The organism is Psychromarinibacter sp. S121, from assembly GCF_049801035.1.
Taxonomy (GTDB): domain Bacteria; phylum Pseudomonadota; class Alphaproteobacteria; order Rhodobacterales; family Rhodobacteraceae; genus Psychromarinibacter.
In genome coordinates, this window is the sequence record NZ_JBNAGE010000006.1 from 28564 (window position 1) to 47551 (window position 18988).

Annotated in this window: 13 protein-coding genes; 2 read left to right on the forward strand and 11 right to left on the reverse strand. The window is 65.9% G+C overall.

Annotated features, from left to right (window positions below):
• The 11 genes from ACP156_RS22070 to ACP156_RS22120 all read right to left on the reverse strand — a co-directional run bounded on the left by ACP156_RS22070 (position 1) and on the right by ACP156_RS22120 (position 10416).
• On the reverse strand, positions 1 to 933 hold the full coding sequence (locus tag ACP156_RS22070; RefSeq protein WP_425053291.1) for a TIM barrel protein: 933 nt from the start codon (positions 931 to 933) through the stop codon (positions 1 to 3).
• Complete coding sequence (locus tag ACP156_RS22075) at positions 930 to 1220, reverse strand: putative quinol monooxygenase (RefSeq protein ID WP_425053290.1); 291 nt, start codon at positions 1218 to 1220, stop codon at positions 930 to 932. Before ACP156_RS22075 ends, ACP156_RS22070 begins: the two co-directional genes overlap by 4 nt.
• A complete protein-coding gene (locus ACP156_RS22080; protein ID WP_425053289.1) occupies positions 1213 to 2256 on the reverse strand; it encodes a Gfo/Idh/MocA family protein in 1044 nt (347 codons plus the stop codon). The genes ACP156_RS22075 and ACP156_RS22080 overlap by 8 nt, the downstream gene beginning before the upstream one ends.
• Before the next feature lie 14 nt (positions 2257 to 2270).
• Positions 2271 to 3212: a sugar phosphate isomerase/epimerase family protein gene (locus ACP156_RS22085; RefSeq protein WP_425053288.1), complete on the reverse strand. Its 942-nt coding sequence runs from the start codon at positions 3210 to 3212 to the stop codon at positions 2271 to 2273.
• 26 nt (positions 3213 to 3238) lie between these two features.
• A complete protein-coding gene (locus tag ACP156_RS22090; protein ID WP_425053287.1) occupies positions 3239 to 4411 on the reverse strand; it encodes a Gfo/Idh/MocA family protein in 1173 nt (390 codons plus the stop codon).
• Positions 4412 to 4440: 29 nt separating this feature from the next.
• Positions 4441 to 5466: a Gfo/Idh/MocA family oxidoreductase gene (locus ACP156_RS22095; RefSeq protein WP_425053286.1), complete on the reverse strand. Its 1026-nt coding sequence runs from the start codon at positions 5464 to 5466 to the stop codon at positions 4441 to 4443.
• A 10-nt stretch (positions 5467 to 5476) separates the two neighbouring features.
• Positions 5477 to 6376, reverse strand: coding sequence for a sugar phosphate isomerase/epimerase family protein (locus tag ACP156_RS22100; RefSeq protein WP_425053285.1), 900 nt, complete (start codon positions 6374 to 6376; stop codon positions 5477 to 5479).
• A gap of 65 nt (positions 6377 to 6441) precedes the next feature.
• Positions 6442 to 7272, reverse strand: coding sequence for an ATP-binding cassette domain-containing protein (locus ACP156_RS22105; protein WP_425053284.1), 831 nt, complete (start codon positions 7270 to 7272; stop codon positions 6442 to 6444).
• Positions 7273 to 7276: 4 nt separating this feature from the next.
• On the reverse strand, positions 7277 to 8272 hold the full coding sequence (locus tag ACP156_RS22110; RefSeq protein WP_425053283.1) for an ABC transporter permease: 996 nt from the start codon (positions 8270 to 8272) through the stop codon (positions 7277 to 7279).
• A gap of 10 nt (positions 8273 to 8282) precedes the next feature.
• Positions 8283 to 9302: an ABC transporter permease gene (locus ACP156_RS22115; RefSeq protein WP_425053282.1), complete on the reverse strand. Its 1020-nt coding sequence runs from the start codon at positions 9300 to 9302 to the stop codon at positions 8283 to 8285.
• Between the two features lie 139 nt (positions 9303 to 9441).
• Complete coding sequence (locus ACP156_RS22120; RefSeq protein WP_425053281.1) at positions 9442 to 10416, reverse strand: substrate-binding domain-containing protein; 975 nt, start codon at positions 10414 to 10416, stop codon at positions 9442 to 9444.
• Positions 10417 to 10575: 159 nt separating this feature from the next.
• Here ACP156_RS22120 and ACP156_RS22125 point away from each other — a divergent pair, with 159 nt between their 5' ends.
• A complete protein-coding gene (locus ACP156_RS22125; RefSeq protein ID WP_425053527.1) occupies positions 10576 to 11616 on the forward strand; it encodes a LacI family DNA-binding transcriptional regulator in 1041 nt (346 codons plus the stop codon).
• Between the two features lie 709 nt (positions 11617 to 12325).
• A complete protein-coding gene (locus ACP156_RS22130) occupies positions 12326 to 18958 on the forward strand; it encodes a cadherin-like domain-containing protein (RefSeq protein WP_425053528.1) in 6633 nt (2210 codons plus the stop codon).
• Positions 18959 to 18988 lie beyond the last annotated feature (30 nt).

Below are 18988 nucleotides of genomic sequence, written 5' to 3' on the forward strand. Positions count from 1 at the left end.
TTAGAATCCCGTGTCCGAAAGGAACCGGCGCGAGGCCGCGAGGTCGTCCAGCACGGACGCCTGATTACGCGGATCGCGCTCTTGCTCGATGGTGATGTAGCCGCCATAGCCGCGGTCCCGCAGCAGGCGGTGGATGGCGGCATAGTCGATGTTTCCCTTGCCGATCGGGCACATGACGCCCTCGGCGCAGGCCTCGAAGAAGCGGATGCGCTGGCCCATGACCCGGTCGAAGACCGCTGGGTCGATGTCCTTGAAGTGGATGTAGTCCAGCCGGTCCCAATAGCGGTCCAGCGTCGCCACCGGGTCCATCCCGGCATAGGCGAGGTGCCCGGTGTCCAGACACAGCCCCGCCGTTTCCGGCCCGATGTCCGCGGCCATGCGGTCCAGTTCATCCTCGAATTCGATATAGCCGCCCGCATGGGGGTGGATCACCGCGCGGACGCCGTATTCGTCGCGCGCGGCTTCCGAGATCGCGCGGATGTTGTCCATCATCGCGGCCCATTGCGCATCGTCGAGGCGCGGCGCGCGGTCGGAATGGCCGGCGGCGTAGTCGCGCGCGTCGTGGCCCCAGTCCATCACGGTCAGGTAGGGCGCGGCAAAGCGCTGGCCGTCGTGCGAGGGCGGTGCGGGCAGGGCGGTGATCAGCGCGCAGATCTCGCGGGTGTGCAGCAGCAGCGTGTCGCGGTTCGCGGGGTCGGCCAGATCGTCGAAGATCGTCCCCGCCACGATGCTCAGACCGCGCTGCGCCAGAGCGTCCGACACGCGGGGCACGTCCAGCGGCATGTAGCCATAGGGCCCCAGTTCCAGCCCGCCGAACCCGGCGGCGGCGGCTTCGTCCAGCACCTTCTCCCACGCGGGCAGGTGCGGGTTCGACACGTCGTCGACGCCCCAGCAGCAGGGCGCGCAGGTGACGGTGACGGGAAGATCGCTCATTCCGGCACATCCGCGTTGATGGTTTCAAAGGTCAGCGCGCGGTTGAACTGTTCGTGGAACGCGATGAAGCGCTTGGTGTGCTCCTGTTCCATGTGGAAATCATGCGCGGCCCGGTCCACCCAGCTTTCGACGAAGACCAGCCGGTCGGGATCGTCGGTGCAGGTGTAGAAGTCATAGGCGATGCAGCCGGGCTCTGCCCGCGTCGCGGCCTGCGCCTCGGGCGCGGCGGCCAGCACCTTGTCGCGGGTGCCGGGCTTGAGGTCGATGGTGATGATGAACTTATACATCCGAGATCTCCCGGTCGACGCCGACGACCTGTCCGGTTTCGGCACTGGTGCGGGCCGCATCCAGAACGGCAAGGGCGGCGATCCCCTCGGCGGCGGTGACAGGTGGGGTGCCGCCGGTTCGGACGGCGTCGGCAAAAGCTTCGTAGTAGCGAAAGTAAGCGCCCTGCGCGCTTGGCACCCGGGTCGCGCCGGCCGCGGTGTGCAGGGTGGCCCAGTGGCTTTCCGGCTCGAACCCCCAGCCGTCGCGATCCTCGGCCGGGCGATTGCCTGCGAAGATCGCCTGTGCCTGAACGTCGGTGCTTTGCGCCACGTGGCTGCCGTCCGAGCCATAGGCGCGCAACTCGCGCATGTGCAGGCGGTTCAGCTTGGAGGCGCTGATATGGCTGTGCGCGCCGCTGTCGTGGCGAAGCGTCAGCGTGAACCCGGCGTCGGTCGCGCCTTCGGGCAGGTCCACCATGTCCAGTTGCGCGTCGACCGAGCGGACCGGCCCCAGAAGGTAGATCGCCTGATCGACAAGATGGGTGCCCAGATCCCGCAGCAGCCCGCCGGTCGGCCCGGCCTCCAGCGTGGCGGGATCGTCGAAATCCATCCGCGAGTGCAGCCGCCAGACCTTGCCCAGACGCCCCGCATCGAGAACCGACTTCAGCGTCTGAATGTCCGAGTCCAGCCGCCGGTTGTGGTAGACCCCCAGCGTCACGCCCCGGTCGCGCGCCGCGAGAGCAAGGTCGCGCGCCGCCGCGGCGCTGGGGGCGAAGGGTTTGTCGGCGATCACATGCACGCCCGCGGCGATGGCCTCCAGAACCAGCGCGCGGCGGGTCTGGGGCGGGGTGGTGATCGTGACGGCGTCGACGCCCGCGGCCAGCATGTCGGTCAGGCTTGCGAAGACCGGGACGCCCGGCAGGTCGGATCGCACCGCCGCGACGGTGGCCGGCGCACGCGCGACCACGCCCGCCAGTTCCACGCCCCGCGCGGCAAGGATGAACGGCACGTGAAAGTGCCGCCCGCCCGTTCCGTATCCAACCACGCCGATGCGCATGTTCCCGGTCTTCCTCAGCGGATGATGGTGGCCTGAAGCGCGTCGATGGAGGACTGGATGCCGGCCTCGGTGGACATGGTGAAATCCTCCATCTCCAGCGACACCCAGTCGTCGTAGCCCATCATGCCCACGACCGAGAAGAACTCCTTCCACCATTGCAGGTCGTGGCCCGCGCCGACGGCGACGTAGTTCCAGCTGCGGTTGGCGACGTCGGTCACGTCTTTCAGTTCCAGCAGGCCGTTCACGTCGGCCAGCCCGCGCTCGATGCGGGTGTCCTTGCCGTGCACGTGGTGGATCGCCGGACCAAGCGCGCGGGCGACGGCGATGGGGCAGGCGCCCTTCCAGAACAGGTGCGACGGATCAAGGTTCATGCCGACCATCGGACCGACCTCGTCGCGCAGCCGGAACAGCGTTTCCGGGTTCCAGACCAACATCGCCGAGAAGTTCTCCAGCGCGATCTTCTCGACGCCCACCTTGGTCGCGTGCTCGACCAGCCCGTGCCAGAACGGGAATGCGCGGTCTTCCCACTGGTAGCGGTCGCGCTCGGGCATCTCGTCGGGCCAGCTTTTGGTGTAGACCAGCCAGTTCGGGACCATGTCGCCGGGCGCCGCCTCGGGCAGGCCGGACATGGTGACGATCTTCTTCACGCCGATCTCGCCGGCAAGGGTGAAGGTGTCCTCCATCTCCTTGCGGTGGCGTTCGCCCATCGCGCCGGGGTCCAGCGGGTTGGCCGAGCAGTTGAGCGCGGCGATCTGCAACCCGCGCGCCTCGATCTCGGCCATCTTCTGCTTCAGCAGCCCCTTTTCGGCCAGCAGGTCCTCGGCCCGGAAATGCGGCGCGGGGGACCAGCCGCCGCCCGTCATCTCGATGCCCTCGACGCCAAGGTCGACGCATTTGTCCAGCATCTCGGTGAAGGACAGGTTGCCCATCACATCGGTGCAGATCGAAAGTTTCATGTCTCCAGCTCCTTCAACAGAGACGGTTATTCAAAGTCGACCCATGCGGCGCCCTGATCGGCGGACCGCACGCAGTTCTCCAGCCAGCGGACGCCTTCAAGGCCGGCGTCGATGCCCGGATAGTGATGGTTCGCCAGGAAGGCGTCGTCGCCGCGCATCCGGGCGTCGATGGCCTGAGCGATCCAGAGGTAGATGTTCGACCAGCTGTCCCCGAGACCCTCGGTGTGCAGCGCGCCCATCCGGTCGCAGGCAAGGCTCTCGTCTTCGAGATAGGGCATCCCGTGGTGCAGGATCCGCTCGGGTTCGCCCTGTACCTGGTACAGCAGTTGGTCCGGGTGGCTGTCGGACCAGACAAGCGACGCCTTGGACCCCACGAAGCGATAACGCTGCGAGCCCATGTTGCCCGCGTCCACCGACGACACCCAAAGCCGCCCGCGCGCGCCGTTGGAATAGTGCATCAGGACGGTCGCGTGATCCTCAAGCGGGGCGCGCGACGGGATGAAGGCGGTGCGGTCGCACAGCAGTTTCTCGACCCGGACGTCGCCCAGAACGATCTCGGACAGATAGTAAAGATGCGTTCCGATATCGCCCAGCACGAAGGTCGGACCGGCGGTCTCGGGGTTGGTGCGCCACTTCACCGCTTCGCCCGCGTTGGTGTCGTCGCCCGCGTTGAATCCGTGAGTGTAGGCCAGATCGACGATGCGGATCTCGCCCAGCATCCCCTTGGCCACCATCGCCGCCATCTGGCGCACCAGCGGATGGCCGGTGTAGCCGTAGGTCACGCCGACGATCAGGCCCTTCTCCTTGGCCAGCGCCTTGACCTCTTCGCACTCGGCGACGGTGAAAAAGAGCGGCTTTTCACAGATCACGTGAATGCCCGCGTTCAACAGCGCCTTGGTGATCTCGAAATGGGTGAAGTTCGGCGTCGCCACCGACACCACGTCCACCCCGTCCTCGCGCGCGGTCTCGCCCGCGATCAGGTCCTGGTAGGTGGCGTAACAGCGGTCGCCCTCGACCCCCAGCGCGGTGCCGAAATCGCGGCCGCGCTCGGCGTCGAGGTCGAAGGCCCCCGCGACAAGCTGATAGGTGCCGTCGCGCAGCGCACCGGTGCGGTGCTTGTAGCCGACCTGTCCGGTGCGGCCGCCGCCGACCATGCCCCAGCGCAGGGGGCGTTGAATTGTACGCTCGCCGTTGATCATGCCGGTATCCCGTGGTTCAGGGTTTCAAGTCAGGCCGCGGCGCTGGCCGCCGCCGCGCCGTAAAGGTCGGGTTTGTCGATCATCGAGATCGCTTCGAAGCCGCCCGAGGCCACCGCCCGCAGCGCGGCGTCGCCGGTCAGCGTGGCGGCATAGCCGTCCCAGGTGGAAGGACCGGTCGCGGTGCCGTTTCCGGCGGCGACGATCCATTCGCGGAACTCCTGGTCGTAGGCTTCGATGAACCGCTCGCGCCAGTCCTCGGGGATCGCCTGCCGGATGCCGTGCGCGTCGGTGATCACGGTCGCGGGCCGGTTGGGCAGGGCGGCGATGCCCATTTCGCAAGAGACCTCGCCCCGGATGTCGTAGCCGTAGGCGATGTTCACGGAAATCTCGACGTCGACGATCACGCCGCTGGTCATGTGCAGCAGCACGATGGTCGGGTCGCGCAGTTCGCCGCCACGGGTCGAGCGGCGCGGAAGCCGCACCTCGACGCCCCGGATCTCGTCCGACAGCAGCCAGCGCGAGATATCCGCGTCATGAACCAGCGTGTCGTTCAGCGGCATGTCCGAGGTATAAAGCCCCTCGGGCACGCTGGCGTTGCGGTGGACCGACTTGTACATCAGCGGCGCACCCAGCATGCCCCGGTCGATCACCGCCTTCAGCCGCCGGTAGTCGGCATCGAAGCGGCGCATGAAGCCCACCTGCACCAGCCGCCGGCCATAGGCGACCTCGGCCTCGATCACCCGCAGCGCGGCGGCTTCCGAGGTCACCAGCGGCTTCTCGCAGAACACCGGCTTGCCTGCCGCGATACAGTCCAGAAGCTGTTCCTCGTGCGCCGGGCCCCACGAGCAGATCACCACCGCATCGACATTGTCCGAGCGGATCAGGTTCTGCGGCGTGTCGAACACCTCGGCCCCTTCCGGCGCGGCAGAGCCCGCGCGGTCGCGGTCGATGTCGGTCACCGCGGTGACGGTGGCCCCGGCCAGCACCCGGGTAAGGCGACGGATGTGATCCTGTCCGATCATACCCGTGCCGATGACGCCTACGTTCAGTGCCATTGCCCGGACCTCACTTGAAATACTTGTCGACGTAGCGCTGCATCTCTGCGCGCATGAAGGTGCCGCTTTCGTCGGCCTTCTCTTCCCATGCGAAGACGCAGGCGGTCATGATGCCGTCGAAGCCGACCTCCGCGAGGGTCTTGTAGAAGTCGTCCCACGGCACCTCTCCCTGACCGATGTTCAGGTGCTGGTGTACGCGCGCGGTCGAGCCGGGCGGGTTGATGATGTACCGCAGACCCGAGCTGGCCTTGTGGTTGAACGTGTCTGCGATGTGGACATGCGCCAGCACGTCGGCGCATTCGCGCAGCATCGCGACCACGTCGTCGCCGAAGTAGAAGGTGTGCGGACAGCAATACAGGAACTTGACCCGCGGGCTGTTCACGGTGCGGATCAGGTCGACCGAGGGTTGCAGCGTCTCGACCCAATCCTCGGGGTGCGGCTCGATATGCAGGTTGATGCCTTCGCGCTCGAAGATCGGCACCAGTTCCTCCATCGACCGCCACCACGCGTCCTCGCAGGCCTCGATCATGCTGCCGGTGTGGCAGCAATAGCAGGTGCCCTTGTCGGGATGCGGACCGCGCCCGAATTCCGAGTTCATCGTGTCCACTTCCATCTCGACCGCGATCTCGATGGCGCGTTTCCAGTGGCGCACGGCGGCCTGACGCTCGTCCTCGTCGTTCGAGGCCCAGCGGTACATCGGCAGCAGCGTGGCGATGCCGACATCGGCGTCCTTCAGCGCTTTCTTGAAGCTTTTGACCCGGTCGGGGAACACGCGGGGCGCCTTGAACCACTCAAGGAAGTCGCCGCGCGGGCTAAGCTCGATCCAGTCGTAGCCAAGGTCCTTGACCTTCGACGGAAGCTCTTCGAGCGACAGGTGGCGATGCATAAACGGGTCGAGGGCGATCTTCATGTCCGAGCCTCCGGGATGTTGCGTTGGGTGCGCGCGCCGCCGGCGCGGCGCGCGGGGGAGGATGTCTACTGAGCGGGAGTCACGTGCGGCGGGTGGCCGTCGTGGGTTTCCATGTAGCCCTCGATGGATGCCTCGAGGTCCGCCATGGTCTCGCCGCCGGCCATCAGGTCGGTGATCTCTTCGCGGGTCTTCTCGCCCTTGCGGAAATCGGCGGCGATGGCGCCGCGGATCAGCACCGCGAAGTGGTCGCCCACGGTCATCGCGTGCATCACCTGGTGGGTGATGAAGATCACCGCCAGACCGCGCTTCTTGGCCTCGTTCACGATCCGCAGGACGTGCGCGGCCTGTTTGACGCCAAGTGCGGCGGTGGGTTCGTCAAGGATCAGCACGCGGGCGCCGAAATAGACGGCGCGGGCGATGGCAAGCGACTGGCGCTCGCCGCCGGACAGGCCGCCGACCAGCCGGTCGCCGTCGTCGATCCGGGTGATGCCCATCTTCTGGACCTCTTCCACCGCGATCCGGTTCGCCGTCTTGCGGTCGAACACCCGCAGCGGGCCGATGCCCTTGGTGGGTTCGACGCCCATGAAGAAGTTCCGCCCGACCGACAGCAGCGGGTAGGTGCCGCCGAACTGGTGCACCGTGGCGATGCCACGATCCTGCGCGTCGCGCGGGCCGGCGAAGCTGACCGGCTGGCCATCGACCAGGATCTCGCCGCGGGTGGGGGCGTGAACGCCCGCCAGCGTCTTGATCAGCGTCGATTTGCCCGCACCGTTGTCGCCCAGCAGGCAGAGGACTTCGCCCTCGCGCACCTTCAGCGAGATTTCGTGCAGCACGTCGATCGGCCCGAAGCTTTTGTCGACGTTCTTCAGTTCCAGAACCACTTTTGCGTCAGACATTGGGTCAGCCTTTCTTCTTCTTGACGGCGCTCATCGCCCGTTTGCGGAAGGTCTCGTTCATCCCGACGGCGACAAGGAGCATCACGCCGATGATGAGGTTCGACCAGTTGCGGTCGATGTCGGTGAAATCGATGCCCTTGTTCACGATCGCGAAGGTGATCGTCCCGATGAACACGCCGGTGATCGATCCGAAGCCGCCGGTCAGCAGCACGCCTCCGACCACGACGCTTACGATGATGTTGAAGATGTCGTTCATGCCGCCCGACACCTGCGCCGAGTTGAACAGGATGGCGTGGCACATGCCGACGAACGAGGCGGCGGTGGCGGTGCCGACGAACAGCAGGATGGTGATGCGGTCGACCGGGATACCGGCGTTGCGGGCGCTGACCTTGTCGCCGCCGATGGCGAAGATCCAGTTGCCGTACTTGGTCTGATGCATGATGAACCAGAACACCGCGGCGATCACGACCCACCAGATGATGACGGTCTGGTGGCTGCCGCCGAAGATCAGGTCGCCGAAGATCGTCTTGGACCAAGCCGGGGCGGTAAGCGGCACCGAGGCGGCGCCGGTCAGCAGCTTCGACCCGGCCAGCACGATGCCCTGCATCGCGACCAGCGTGCCCAGCGTGATGATCAGCGACGGCACGGTGGTCCGCACGGCGAGGAAGCCGTTGAACAGTCCGACCAGCACGCCGATGCCGATGGCGCCGAGGATGCCGAAGATGATGGGCATTTCGTAGTAGCCCGAGATGATGGCGGTGGTCATCGCGCCTGCCGGGATCATCGCGCCGATCGAGATGTCGATCTCGCCCGAGATCATCAGCAGGCCGACAGCGACCGCGACGATGCCGATCCGGGCGGCGTAGTTGACCCAGCTTGCCGCGCCCAGCAGCTGGCCGAGGTCGACGCCGCCGATGAGGACATAGAAGACCAGCACGCCGATCAGGCTGACGATGGAGGCCGCTGCGGGACTGCGAAGAAGGCCAGAGATCATTTCCATGGGTCCGTCCTCACTTCTTCTTGGTTGCGTAGGTCATGGCGAGCGTCCGGAAGCTGTCGTTCGACAGAACCGCCGCCAGCAGGAGCGCGCCGATGATGATCGAGCCGATGTTGGGATCGAGCGCGGCGAAGAAGATGCCCTGGTTCACGACCGCGAAGGTCATCGTCCCCAGCACCACGCCGATGATCGAGCCTGCGCCTCCGGTCAGAAGCACGCCTCCGATGACGACGCACATGATCGAGTTGAAGATGAACGACTGCCCGCCCGCGACCTGCGCGCTTTGGTAGGTCATCAGCTGCGCCACGCCCACGAAGGCGGCGCAGAAGCCCGAGGCCATGAACAGGCCGATGGTCAGCTTGCGCGTCGGGATGCCGGCGTTGCGGGCGCTGTCGGCGTCGCCGCCAAGGGCGAACACCCAGTTCCCCTTGGGCGAGACGTGCAGGAAGAAGAAGAACACCGCGACGAAGCCCAGCCACCAGAAGATCGCGACGTTGAACATGCCGTTCACGAAGGTGCCCAGCAGCGTCTTGGTCAGCGGGTCCGGCACGTAGCCGACGCTGGTCGAGCCGGTCAGCATCACCGCGAAGCCCAGCGTCAGGCCCATCACCGCGAACATCACGCCGATGGTGACGATCAGCGACGGGATCGAGGTGCGCGTGACCAGCAGGCCGTTGAAGAAGCCCACGACCAGTCCGACGCCAAGACCGCCGAGGATGCCGACATAGGCGGGCAGGTCATAGTGCCCGGACAGAAGCGCTGCGGTCATCGACGCGGCGGGCACCACCGCGCCGACCGAGATGTCGAATTCGCCGGCGATCATCAGCAGGCCGACGGGCAGGGCGATGATGCCCACCTCGGCCGCGATGTTCAGCCAGCTCGACCAGCCGGGCGCGCCCATGAAGACGGCGCCGCCCAGCACGGCGAAGAAGACGTAGACGACGGCAAACCCGATCAGGGATCCGGTCTCGGGGCGCCGGACGAGGCTTCCCAGCGATAGGCCGGGTCCGCCAGCTTCTGATTGCATCGACATCTGTGCGTTTCCTGTTGCGAATTTCGTCGGTCGCCCGGCCCGCATACGAGCCGGGCGTCCCGAAGCGGGGCCGCCCGCGGTGTTCGGGTGGCCGCCGTCCGTGGTCACCCCGGCGCCAGAGGCCCGGGGTGGGGGAGGATCAGCGCGCGCCGGCCTCGACGCCCGCGATGACCTGCTCGACGTTGGACGCGTCGATCACGCCCGGACCCGTCAGGATCTCGCGGGTCGGGATGGTCACGCCGTAGTTGACGAAGTTGTTCAGGATCGACACGGCGAAGAAGCCCTGCTGATACCCTTGCTGGTCAATGGCGCAGGCCTGCGTACCGGCCTGGATGTTGGCGAGGATCGAGTCGTTGAAGTTCATGCCGCAGACGTGGACCGAACCGCCCTTGCCAGCCTGCTGGATGCCGCTGACGGTGGCGTTGGTGTCGCCGTCGCCGATGGCGAACATCGCGTCGATCTCGGGGTTCTGCAGCAGGTGCGCGCGCACGGCCTGTGCCACGGCGGTCGCATCGCCGAAAGCGGTGGCGGGCAGCTGCAGTACGGAACCAGAGCCGCCGGCGGCTTCCAGCCCGTCGTTGAAACCGGCGCAGAAGGCTTCGATGTTCGCCGCGCCCGGCAGCGTGTTCACGCAGGCGCCGTTCTTGTGACCGGCGTTGCCAAGGTACTCGCCACCGGCATAGCCCGACTTGTAGTCGACGGCGCCGACATAGTTCATCGCGCCCAGGCGGTCCGCGGCCTCAAGGCCGCCGGCGTTGTAGATCACCAGCGGGATGCCCGCATCGACCACGGCCTCGAAGGCGGGGTCCATGGCTTCCGGCACCCAGTTCGGGCCCACGATGGCGTCAGCGCCCTGGTCGATTGCCTGACGGATCAGTTCCGCGGCGTCGGGGCCGAGGTTGTCGTAGTTCTGCGGCCCAAGCCAGGTGACCGAGCCACCCTGGGCTTCGGCGACGGCGCCAGCGTCTTCGGCGCCTTTCTTGACGCGCGACCAGAACGGATCGTCCGGCTTGCCGCCGATAACGAAGATGTCCGCTGCGAAGGCGGTGGACGCGGTGAGTGCGATTGCGGCGGATGCCAGCAGGCCACGCGCGAGGCGCGAGTTCATGTTCATAAGGATATCCTCCCGTTTCGGTGCCCGGTCCGACCCTCCTCCGGGCGCCGGGTGAGCTGAGGGATAGCGAGTGTCCGCCAACGATGAAACTGTTCTTGCTATCTTTTGATACAAAAGTATCATTACGTATCATGTCAAAATGAGATGGCGCGGAGTGTCATGGGTAAAAAAAGGATCACAATCGCGGACTTGGCGCGTGAATCGGGGGTCAGCATCTCGACCGTGAACCGTATCCTTGCGGGGGCGGACAACGTGCGCGCCGCCACGATCGAGCAGGTTCAGGAGACCGCGCATAGAATCGGCTTCTACGGCGCAGGCGTTCTGACGGCCCGCCGCGAGGGGGCTTTGCCGCACTACCGCTTCGGGTTCCTGCTGCAGCAATCGACCCGCGAACTGTACCGCTACTTCGGCGACAAGATCCGCGAGGCCGCCGCGACGCGCCGTGACGAGCGGGTCGACTGCCTTGTCGATTTCGTCGACCGGCTGGAGCCCGCGAACATCGCCGGCCGCCTGCGGGCGCTTGGCAAGGAATGCGACGCGGTGGCCCTGATCGCCGCGGACCACCCGCTGATCGGGCAGGCGATCCGCGAGTTGCACGACGAGGGCACCAGCGTCGTGACCTATATCACCGACCAGTCCGCGCCCGAGCGGGCGGCCTTCGTCGGAACCGACAACTGGAAACTGGGACGTACCGCCGCCTTCTTCATCTCGCAGATGGCGCGCGACGACGGGCGCATCGCGGTCTTCATTGGCAACCACCGCTACCAGTGTCAGGACGTCGCCGACGCCGCCTTCCGCTCGTACATCCGCGAGCACGCGCCGGGGCTGATCGTCGGCGAAAGCGAACCGACCCATGAGGACAGCGCGCAGGCCTACACAATGGTGCGCGAACTGATCGCGAAGCATGACGACGTGAAAGGCATCCTGATCGTCGGCGGCGGCATATCGGGCGTGTTGCGGGCGCTGCGCGAGGTGCCGGAAGAGCGTCGGCGGCAAATCCGGGTGATCTGCCGCGACATCGGCCCCGAGACCCGGAAGGGGCTGACCGAGGGGCTTGTGACCGCCGCCCTCTGTCACCCGCTGGAAGAGACCTCGCAGACGCTGATTCAGACGATGATCGACGTCAGTCAGCGCGGGACGACCGGGCCGACGCTGCAGCGCACGGTACCGTTCGAGATCGTCACGCCCGAGAATATCTAAGGGATGACCCAAGGTGGCAGCGTTTGGGGCGCGGAGAGATTCTCCGGCTGCCCGCTGCCCGCTGCCCGCGCCGCCCGGCGCGAAAATGGCGCATTGACGTGGTTTGGAAGGGCTCGCCCAATAATTAAGCGCCTATTGGTTTCGGTCTCCGACCAATCCTGCTGGTATCGGCATATTGTTGCCTCGCTAGTCGGAAGAATGACCGCTGATTTAGGGTGTCAGATACTACTTTAAGGGGAAATTTATCCTGAGGTGACCCTGTGGAAAATCACATGTTAAGGGTTTTCCGAGTCCACCTTGCTGGAATGCGGCGGTTTTTCGGGCCCTGTGATTTAGCGTCGGTGCGTCCATTCCGACTTCAGGTCCGATAATTCAAGCGTAGGTAGAAAAGTAGCCCTTCGCTGGTCAATCACGTTGCTTTGAACTGGTCTTGATTGCCCCGAATTTCTTGAGGAAAATGCTCGGCGAGAAGTGAAGTACTTCCTGGGGCGGCCGGTTTTTGATCGGCTTTATTGTGGGTGTGGGTTCGTTTTGTACAAATCTATTCGGCGATCGTCGAGTGCGGCGCTGCGCGTGATGTGCGGTGTCATTCGGCGTTTGACCTGCATTCCGGCGGCGCAGGCTGCGGATGCAATCATTTTCCCGCGCACCGGGCGCGCTGAACGGCAATTGTCCTTGTTTCGGATAGCTTGAGATCTTGGGGTAGCAGATGACTGAATTGGTATATTCCGCGCCCGGCGTGGCAGAGTTCAATGGCGCCGCCTCCGGCGTTCAGGAGCTTGGGCACACCGCGGCCTATGAGATCTCGGAAGGCACGATCGCCTTCTCCTTCATTGCGGACGACACGAACGGCGCGCAGGGCCTGTTCACAAAGGACGCTTCTGGCTACGCGGGCGGCGGCAACCACTTCGCGCTTTACCTCGAAGGCAACACCCTTCGGGCCCGCTTTCAGGACGGCGCGACAGAAGTCTTCATTGATTACCCGGGCATCGTCGCGGGCGAAGAATATGAGATCGCGGTGACCTTTGGGGCTGGCGGTTCGGCGCTGTGGGTCGATGGCGTCATGGTGGGCAGCAGCCCGCTGGTGATGGACTGGACCCAGAACGTCGAGGTGATCCAGTGGGGCGGGCGCGGCTGGGGCAGCGCCAGCGGCCAGACCGGGTTCGACGCGCCCTTCGAGGGCGTGATCGCCGATCGGCAGATCTATGATGCGGCACTGTCATCCACCGACATCGCGACGCTGGCGGGATCGTCCAGCGCCACCAACAGCGCGCCGACCCCGACGGGCGACGCCGTGACCACCGACGAGGACACGCCGCTGGTCATCGACGTGGCCGACCTGCTGCTGAACGACACCGACCCGGACGGCGACCCGCTGTCGATCACCGGCGTCGCAACCCAACCCACCAACGGCACCGCCGTCTACGACAATGGCACGGGCACGATCACCTACACCCCGGACGCCGACTTCAACGGCGCCGACAGCTTTACCGTGACCGTCGAGGACGGCGTCGGCGGCGTCGTGACCTCGGTGGTCGACGTCACCGTGGCGCCGGTCAACGACGCGCCGGTCGCCGAGGACGACCTCGAGAACGTGGTCGTCATGGGCGAAGCCGTCGTGATCGACGTGCTGGGCAACGACAGCGACCTCGACGGCCCCGACGCGCTGACCGTGACCATCGTCACCGATGGCGCGCTTGGCACGGTGGTGAACAACGGTGACGGCACCGTCACCTACACCTCGACCGGGACCGCGGGCGACGACAGCTTTACCTACACGATCAGCGACGGCGACCTGACGGCGACCGCGACGGTGGAGGTCAGCGTGCTGACCGAGGCCAATGTCGCGCCCGAGGCGGTGGCCGACGACTATTCCATCGCCGAAGACGGCGTGCTGACCGTGGCGGCGGCGGGCGTGCTGGCGAACGACACCGACGGCAACGGCGATCCGCTGTCGGCGAGCGTCGTCACCGACGTGACCGACGGGACGCTGGTGCTGAACGGCGACGGCTCGTTCACCTACACCCCGGACGCCGACTTCAACGGCACCGACAGCTTCGTCTACCAGGTCAGCGACGGCCTCGGCGGCACCGACACCGCGACGGTGACGATCACCGTCGACCCCGAGGCCGACGACCCGGTCGCGGCGGACGACACGGCGGCGACCAGCCGCGACGTGCCGGTGGTGATCGACGTGCTGGCCAACGACGACGACGCCGACGGCGATCCGGTGACGGTGACCGGCATCGGCGCGGCGCCCAGCAACGGCGCGGCGGTGGTCAACGCGAACGGCACCATCACCTACACGCCCGACGCGGGGTTCTTCGGCACCGACACCTTCACCTACGCGGTCGAGGACGGCACCGGCGGCACCGACACGGCGACGGTCACGGTCACCGTCAGCGGCGTGCCGGACCCGGTCTATTCCGCCGCGGGCGCCACCGAGTTCAACGGCACTGCGGGCGGCGTTCTGGAGATCCCGCACAGCGCCATCTACGAACTGCCCGAGGGCACCATCGCCTTCTCGTTCATCGCGGCGGACACCAACGGCGCGCAGGGCCTGTTCACCAAGGACGCCTCGGGCTACGTCGGCGGCGGCAACCACTTCGCGCTGTTCCTTGACGGCACCACGCTGCGCGCGCGGTTCCAGGACGGGTCGTCCGAGGTCTACATCAACCACGCCGGCATCGTCGCGGGCGAGGAATACGAGATCGCGGTGACCTTTGGGGCCGGCGGTTCGGCGCTGTGGGTCGATGGCGTCATGGTGGGCAGCAGCCCGCTGGTGATGGACTGGACCCAGAACGTCGAGGTGATCCAGTGGGGCGGGCGCGGCTGGGGCAGCGCCAGCGGCCAGACCGGGTTCGACGCGCCCTTCGAGGGCGTGATCGCCGACCGGCAGATCTATGACACCGCATTGTCTTCGACGGATATCGCAACGCTCGCAGGGGTTTCCAGCGGCACGAATGCCGCGCCGACTCCGTTGGACGACGCCGTCACGACCGACGAAGATACGCCGCTGGTCATCGATGTGGCCGATCTTCTGCTGAACGACACCGACCCCGATGGCGATCTGCTGTCGGTCACAGGCGTCGCAACGCAACCCAGCAACGGCACTGCCGTCTACGACAACGGCACGGGGACCATCACCTATACCCCGATTACCGGCTTCGAGGGCACCGACACCTTCACCTATTCCGTCAGCGACGGCAGCACGACCTCCACCGCAACGGTCGAGGTCACGGTCATCCCGGCTCCGGGTCCGAGTTCTTCGGACTTCTCGGGCGCCGAGCTTGATCCGGCGTGGACCTTCGAGGGCCCGGCCGGCACATCGTCCGCGCTTCAGACCAACGCGACGGACGCCTTCCTGTCGCTGGTGACACCGGACGGCAACTTCGACATCTGGAACGAGAACAACGCCGCCCGCGCGATGCAGGAGATCGAGGACGAGGACTTCTCGGTCGAGACCCGGTTCCTGAGCACCCCGTCCGAGCGGTACCAGATGCAGGGTTTGCTGGTAGAGCAGGACGCGGACAACTGGCTGCGCTTCGACACGCACTGGAACGGCTCGCAGTTGATCGCCTTCGGGGCGGTCACGGTAGACGGCGTGTCGTCGACGGCGTTCCAGGTCACGGTTCCGGGCGGCACCGCGCCGTATCTACGCCTGACGCGGGCAGACGATCTCTGGACGCTGGAATATTCGCAGGACGGCTCTGCCTGGACCGTCGCGGGCAGCGTCACGCATGTGCTGGAAGCCACGTCCTTCGGCGTGTTCGCGGGCAATACCGAGGATGCGAACGGGTTCACGGCGCAAGTCGACTATGTCGAGTTCGCTTCGGACCCGATCCTGAACGAGGATGGCGACTTCGTACCGCCGAGCGCCCCGGAGGCCACCGACGACGCGCTGGCGACCGAGCCCGATACCGCGCTTGTGTTCACCGCGGAGGATCTTCTGTCGAACGACACCGACCCGGACGGCGACACGCTGACCATCGAGTCCGTCGGCACCCCGTCCAACGGTGTGCTGATCGACAACCTGGACGGCACGTGGACCTACACGCCGGACAGCGGGTTCGAGGGGACGGACACGTTCACCTATGTCGTCAGCGACGGCACAGACACGGACACCGCGACGGTCACCGTCTCGGTGCGGCCGCCGTCGGGCTTCGATGCCTTCTCGGATGACTTCTCGGGCACGTCGCTGGATAATGGCTGGGAATTCAAGGGCATCACCGGCTCGGCCACGCTTGCGACCATCGACACCGATGCGGTCGTGCTGCTTGACTCGCCGCAGGGTATCGCGGTCTCGGCGTCCGACGTGATGACCACGCCGCGGCTGATGCAGGATGTGGCCGACGGCGACTTCCAGATCAGCGCGGGCTTCCTGAACGAGCCAGAGGAACTGTACCAGGAGCACGGGCTTCTGGTGGTGCAGGACGAAGGCAACTGGATCCGCTTCGACCTTGCCTATACCCACCTTGGCCTGACCCTGATCGTCGGCCAGATCGTGGACGGCTCGACCACCTATCCGCTGTTCGACGGCAACATCGCCGACGGAGAGGTCGCCGCCTTCCGCATCACGCGGACCGGGGACGACTTCATCTTCGAGACAAGCTCTGACGGGACTAACTGGCAGCAGGCCTATGCCCTGACGCGCAGCATGACGGTCACCGAGGTGGGCGCCTTCGCCGGCACCGCGCCGTATCAGGGCAACGAGCCGCCGGGCTACACTGCGCAGCTCGACTATTTCGAGAACAGCGCGGACCCGATCATCAACGAGGACGGCGCGCTGAACGGCAACCGTGCGCCGGTGGCGGCGGATGACGACTTCCAGACCGATCCCGACACCGTGCTGGTGCTGTCCGAGAATGACCTGCTGGGTAACGACAGCGACCCGGATGACGATACGCTGACCATCGACACTGTCGGCACGCCGACGAACGGCACGCTGGTCGACAACGGCAATGGCACGTGGACCTACACGCCCGATGGCGGGTTCGAGGGGGACGACAGCTTTACCTACACCGTCACCGATGGCGAGTTCTCGGATACGGCGACGGTTTCGATCTCGGTCGCGCTGCCGCCGGACGTGGTGTCCGACGATTTCTCGAGCGCGACGCTGGACCCGGCCTGGCGGAGCGAGGGACCGACCGGCACCTCTTCGGCGCTTGCGACCAACGCGACCGATGCGTTCCTGTCGCTGATCACGCCCGACGGCAACCATGACGTCTGGGGCACCAACAATTCGGCCCGCGTCATGCAGTCGATCCCGGACGAGGACTTTGCCGTCGAGGCGCGGTTCCTGTCGATGCCGTCCCAGCAGTACCAGATGCAGGGCTTCATCGTGGAGCAGGACGCGCAGAACTGGCTGCGGTTCGACGTTTATCACGATGGCAGCAGGCTTTATGCCTTCGGCGCCTCGACGGTGAACGGCGTTTCGTCGTCCGAGTTCCAGGTGACGGTGCCGGGCAACAGCGCGCCGTTCCTGCGGCTGGCGCGTGTGGGCGACCAGTGGACCTTCGAGTATTCCGCCGATGGCAGCAACTGGACCACGGGCGGCACGTTCTCGCACGGGCTGGAAGTGACCTCGGCCGGTGTCTTCGCGGGCAATGTCGGCGACGCGCAGGGCTTCACGGCGCATGTCGACTATGTCGAGTTCGACAGCGCGCCGCTGGTGGACGAGGATGCCGATTACGAGCCGGTGAACACCGCGCCCGAGGCGTCGGACGACACGTTCTATACCGAGCAGGACACCCCGCTTATCCTGTCGGCGGCGAACCTGCTGGCGAATGACGACGACCTGAACGGCGACGATCTGTTCGTCGAGTCGATCGGCACCCCGTCGAATGGCGATCTGGTGGACAATGGTGACGGCACCTGGACCTATACGCCGGACGCCGGCTTCCAGGGCACCGATACGTTCGTCTACACCGTCAGCGACGGCGACCTGACCGACACCGCGACGGTCGAGATCCTGACCTCCAGCGCCATCGACGTGTGGTACGGGTCGGAACAGACCTTCGGCGCCGTCGGCGAAACGCAGGTCTGGGTCAACATCCTCGGCACCGTCTACGGCGATGTCGCGTCGCTGAGCTATACGCTGAACGGCGGCACCGCGCGCGGGCTGGCGATTGGCGAAGATACCCGCCGCCTGCACGACGAGGGCGATTTCAACGTCGAGATCGCCTATTCCGAACTGGACGGGTCCGCCACGGACGACGTCGTGGCGATCACGGCGGTCATGACTTCGGGCGACGTCATCACCCGCAACGTGACCATCGACTACGAGTCCGGCAACGTCTGGAGCCCGAACTACAGCATCGACTGGCAATCCGCCGGGTCTTTGGAAGACGTGGTGCAGGTCGTGGACGGCACGTGGGAAATCGGCAGCCTCGGGGCGCGTCCGGTGGATCTTGGCTATGACCGTCTGCTGACCTTCGGCGACGAAAGCTGGGACAACTACCAACTGGCTATGACCGTCACGCCGCACGACCTGCTGAACCAGGACCCGCGCGGCCGCGACGGCGGCGCCTTCGGGATCGGGATGCTCTGGAACGGGCACACCGACGATCCGATCGGGGGCTTCCAGCCGCATTCGGGTTGGGAACCGGGCGCGGCCTTCGTGTTCTCTGACACCGACGGCAACGGCGTCGCGTCGCTGACCCTGCATCCGTCCGAGAACTTCTTCAGCACGCTCGGGTCGCAGAGCATCTCGATGGACGAGGACCTGACCTACAACATCGTCATGCAGGTCGAGCAGGTGAACCTGTACGACCGCCTGTACAGCATCCGCGTGTGGGAAGAGGGCACGTCCGAGCCCGCGGGCTGGACCCTGCAGGGCATCCAGACCTTCGGCATGGACTACGAGCCTGCGACCGGCAGCGTCTATCTGAATGCCCACTACAACGACGTGTCCTTCGGCGACATCACGGTGACCGAGATCACCGGCCGCGACATCGTCAAGGGAACCGATAGCGCGGACACGCTGATCGCGGTCGATACCGGCGACGCCAACCCCGGCTCGGGCGAAATCGATGTGTTCGTGGGCAGGGACGGCGGCGACACCTTCGTCTTCGGCGACTCCGGCGATGCCTATTATGGCACCGATGGCGACGACGACTATGGCTTCGTCTGGGACTTCGTGTCTGGCGAGGACCATGTCGAGCTTTGGGGCGCGGCCAGCGACTATGTACTGGTCGAGGATCAGGCAGGTCTGACCGCCGGCACCGCGATCTACCTGTCGGACGGCGGCTCGACCGAACTCGTCGGCCTGCTGAATGGCGTCTACGGTCTGGACCTCACCAGCGGCGACTTCATGTACACCGGCTCTGATCTGGTGACCTAAGCCACACCGCACCCGGGCCGGCGCTTTGCC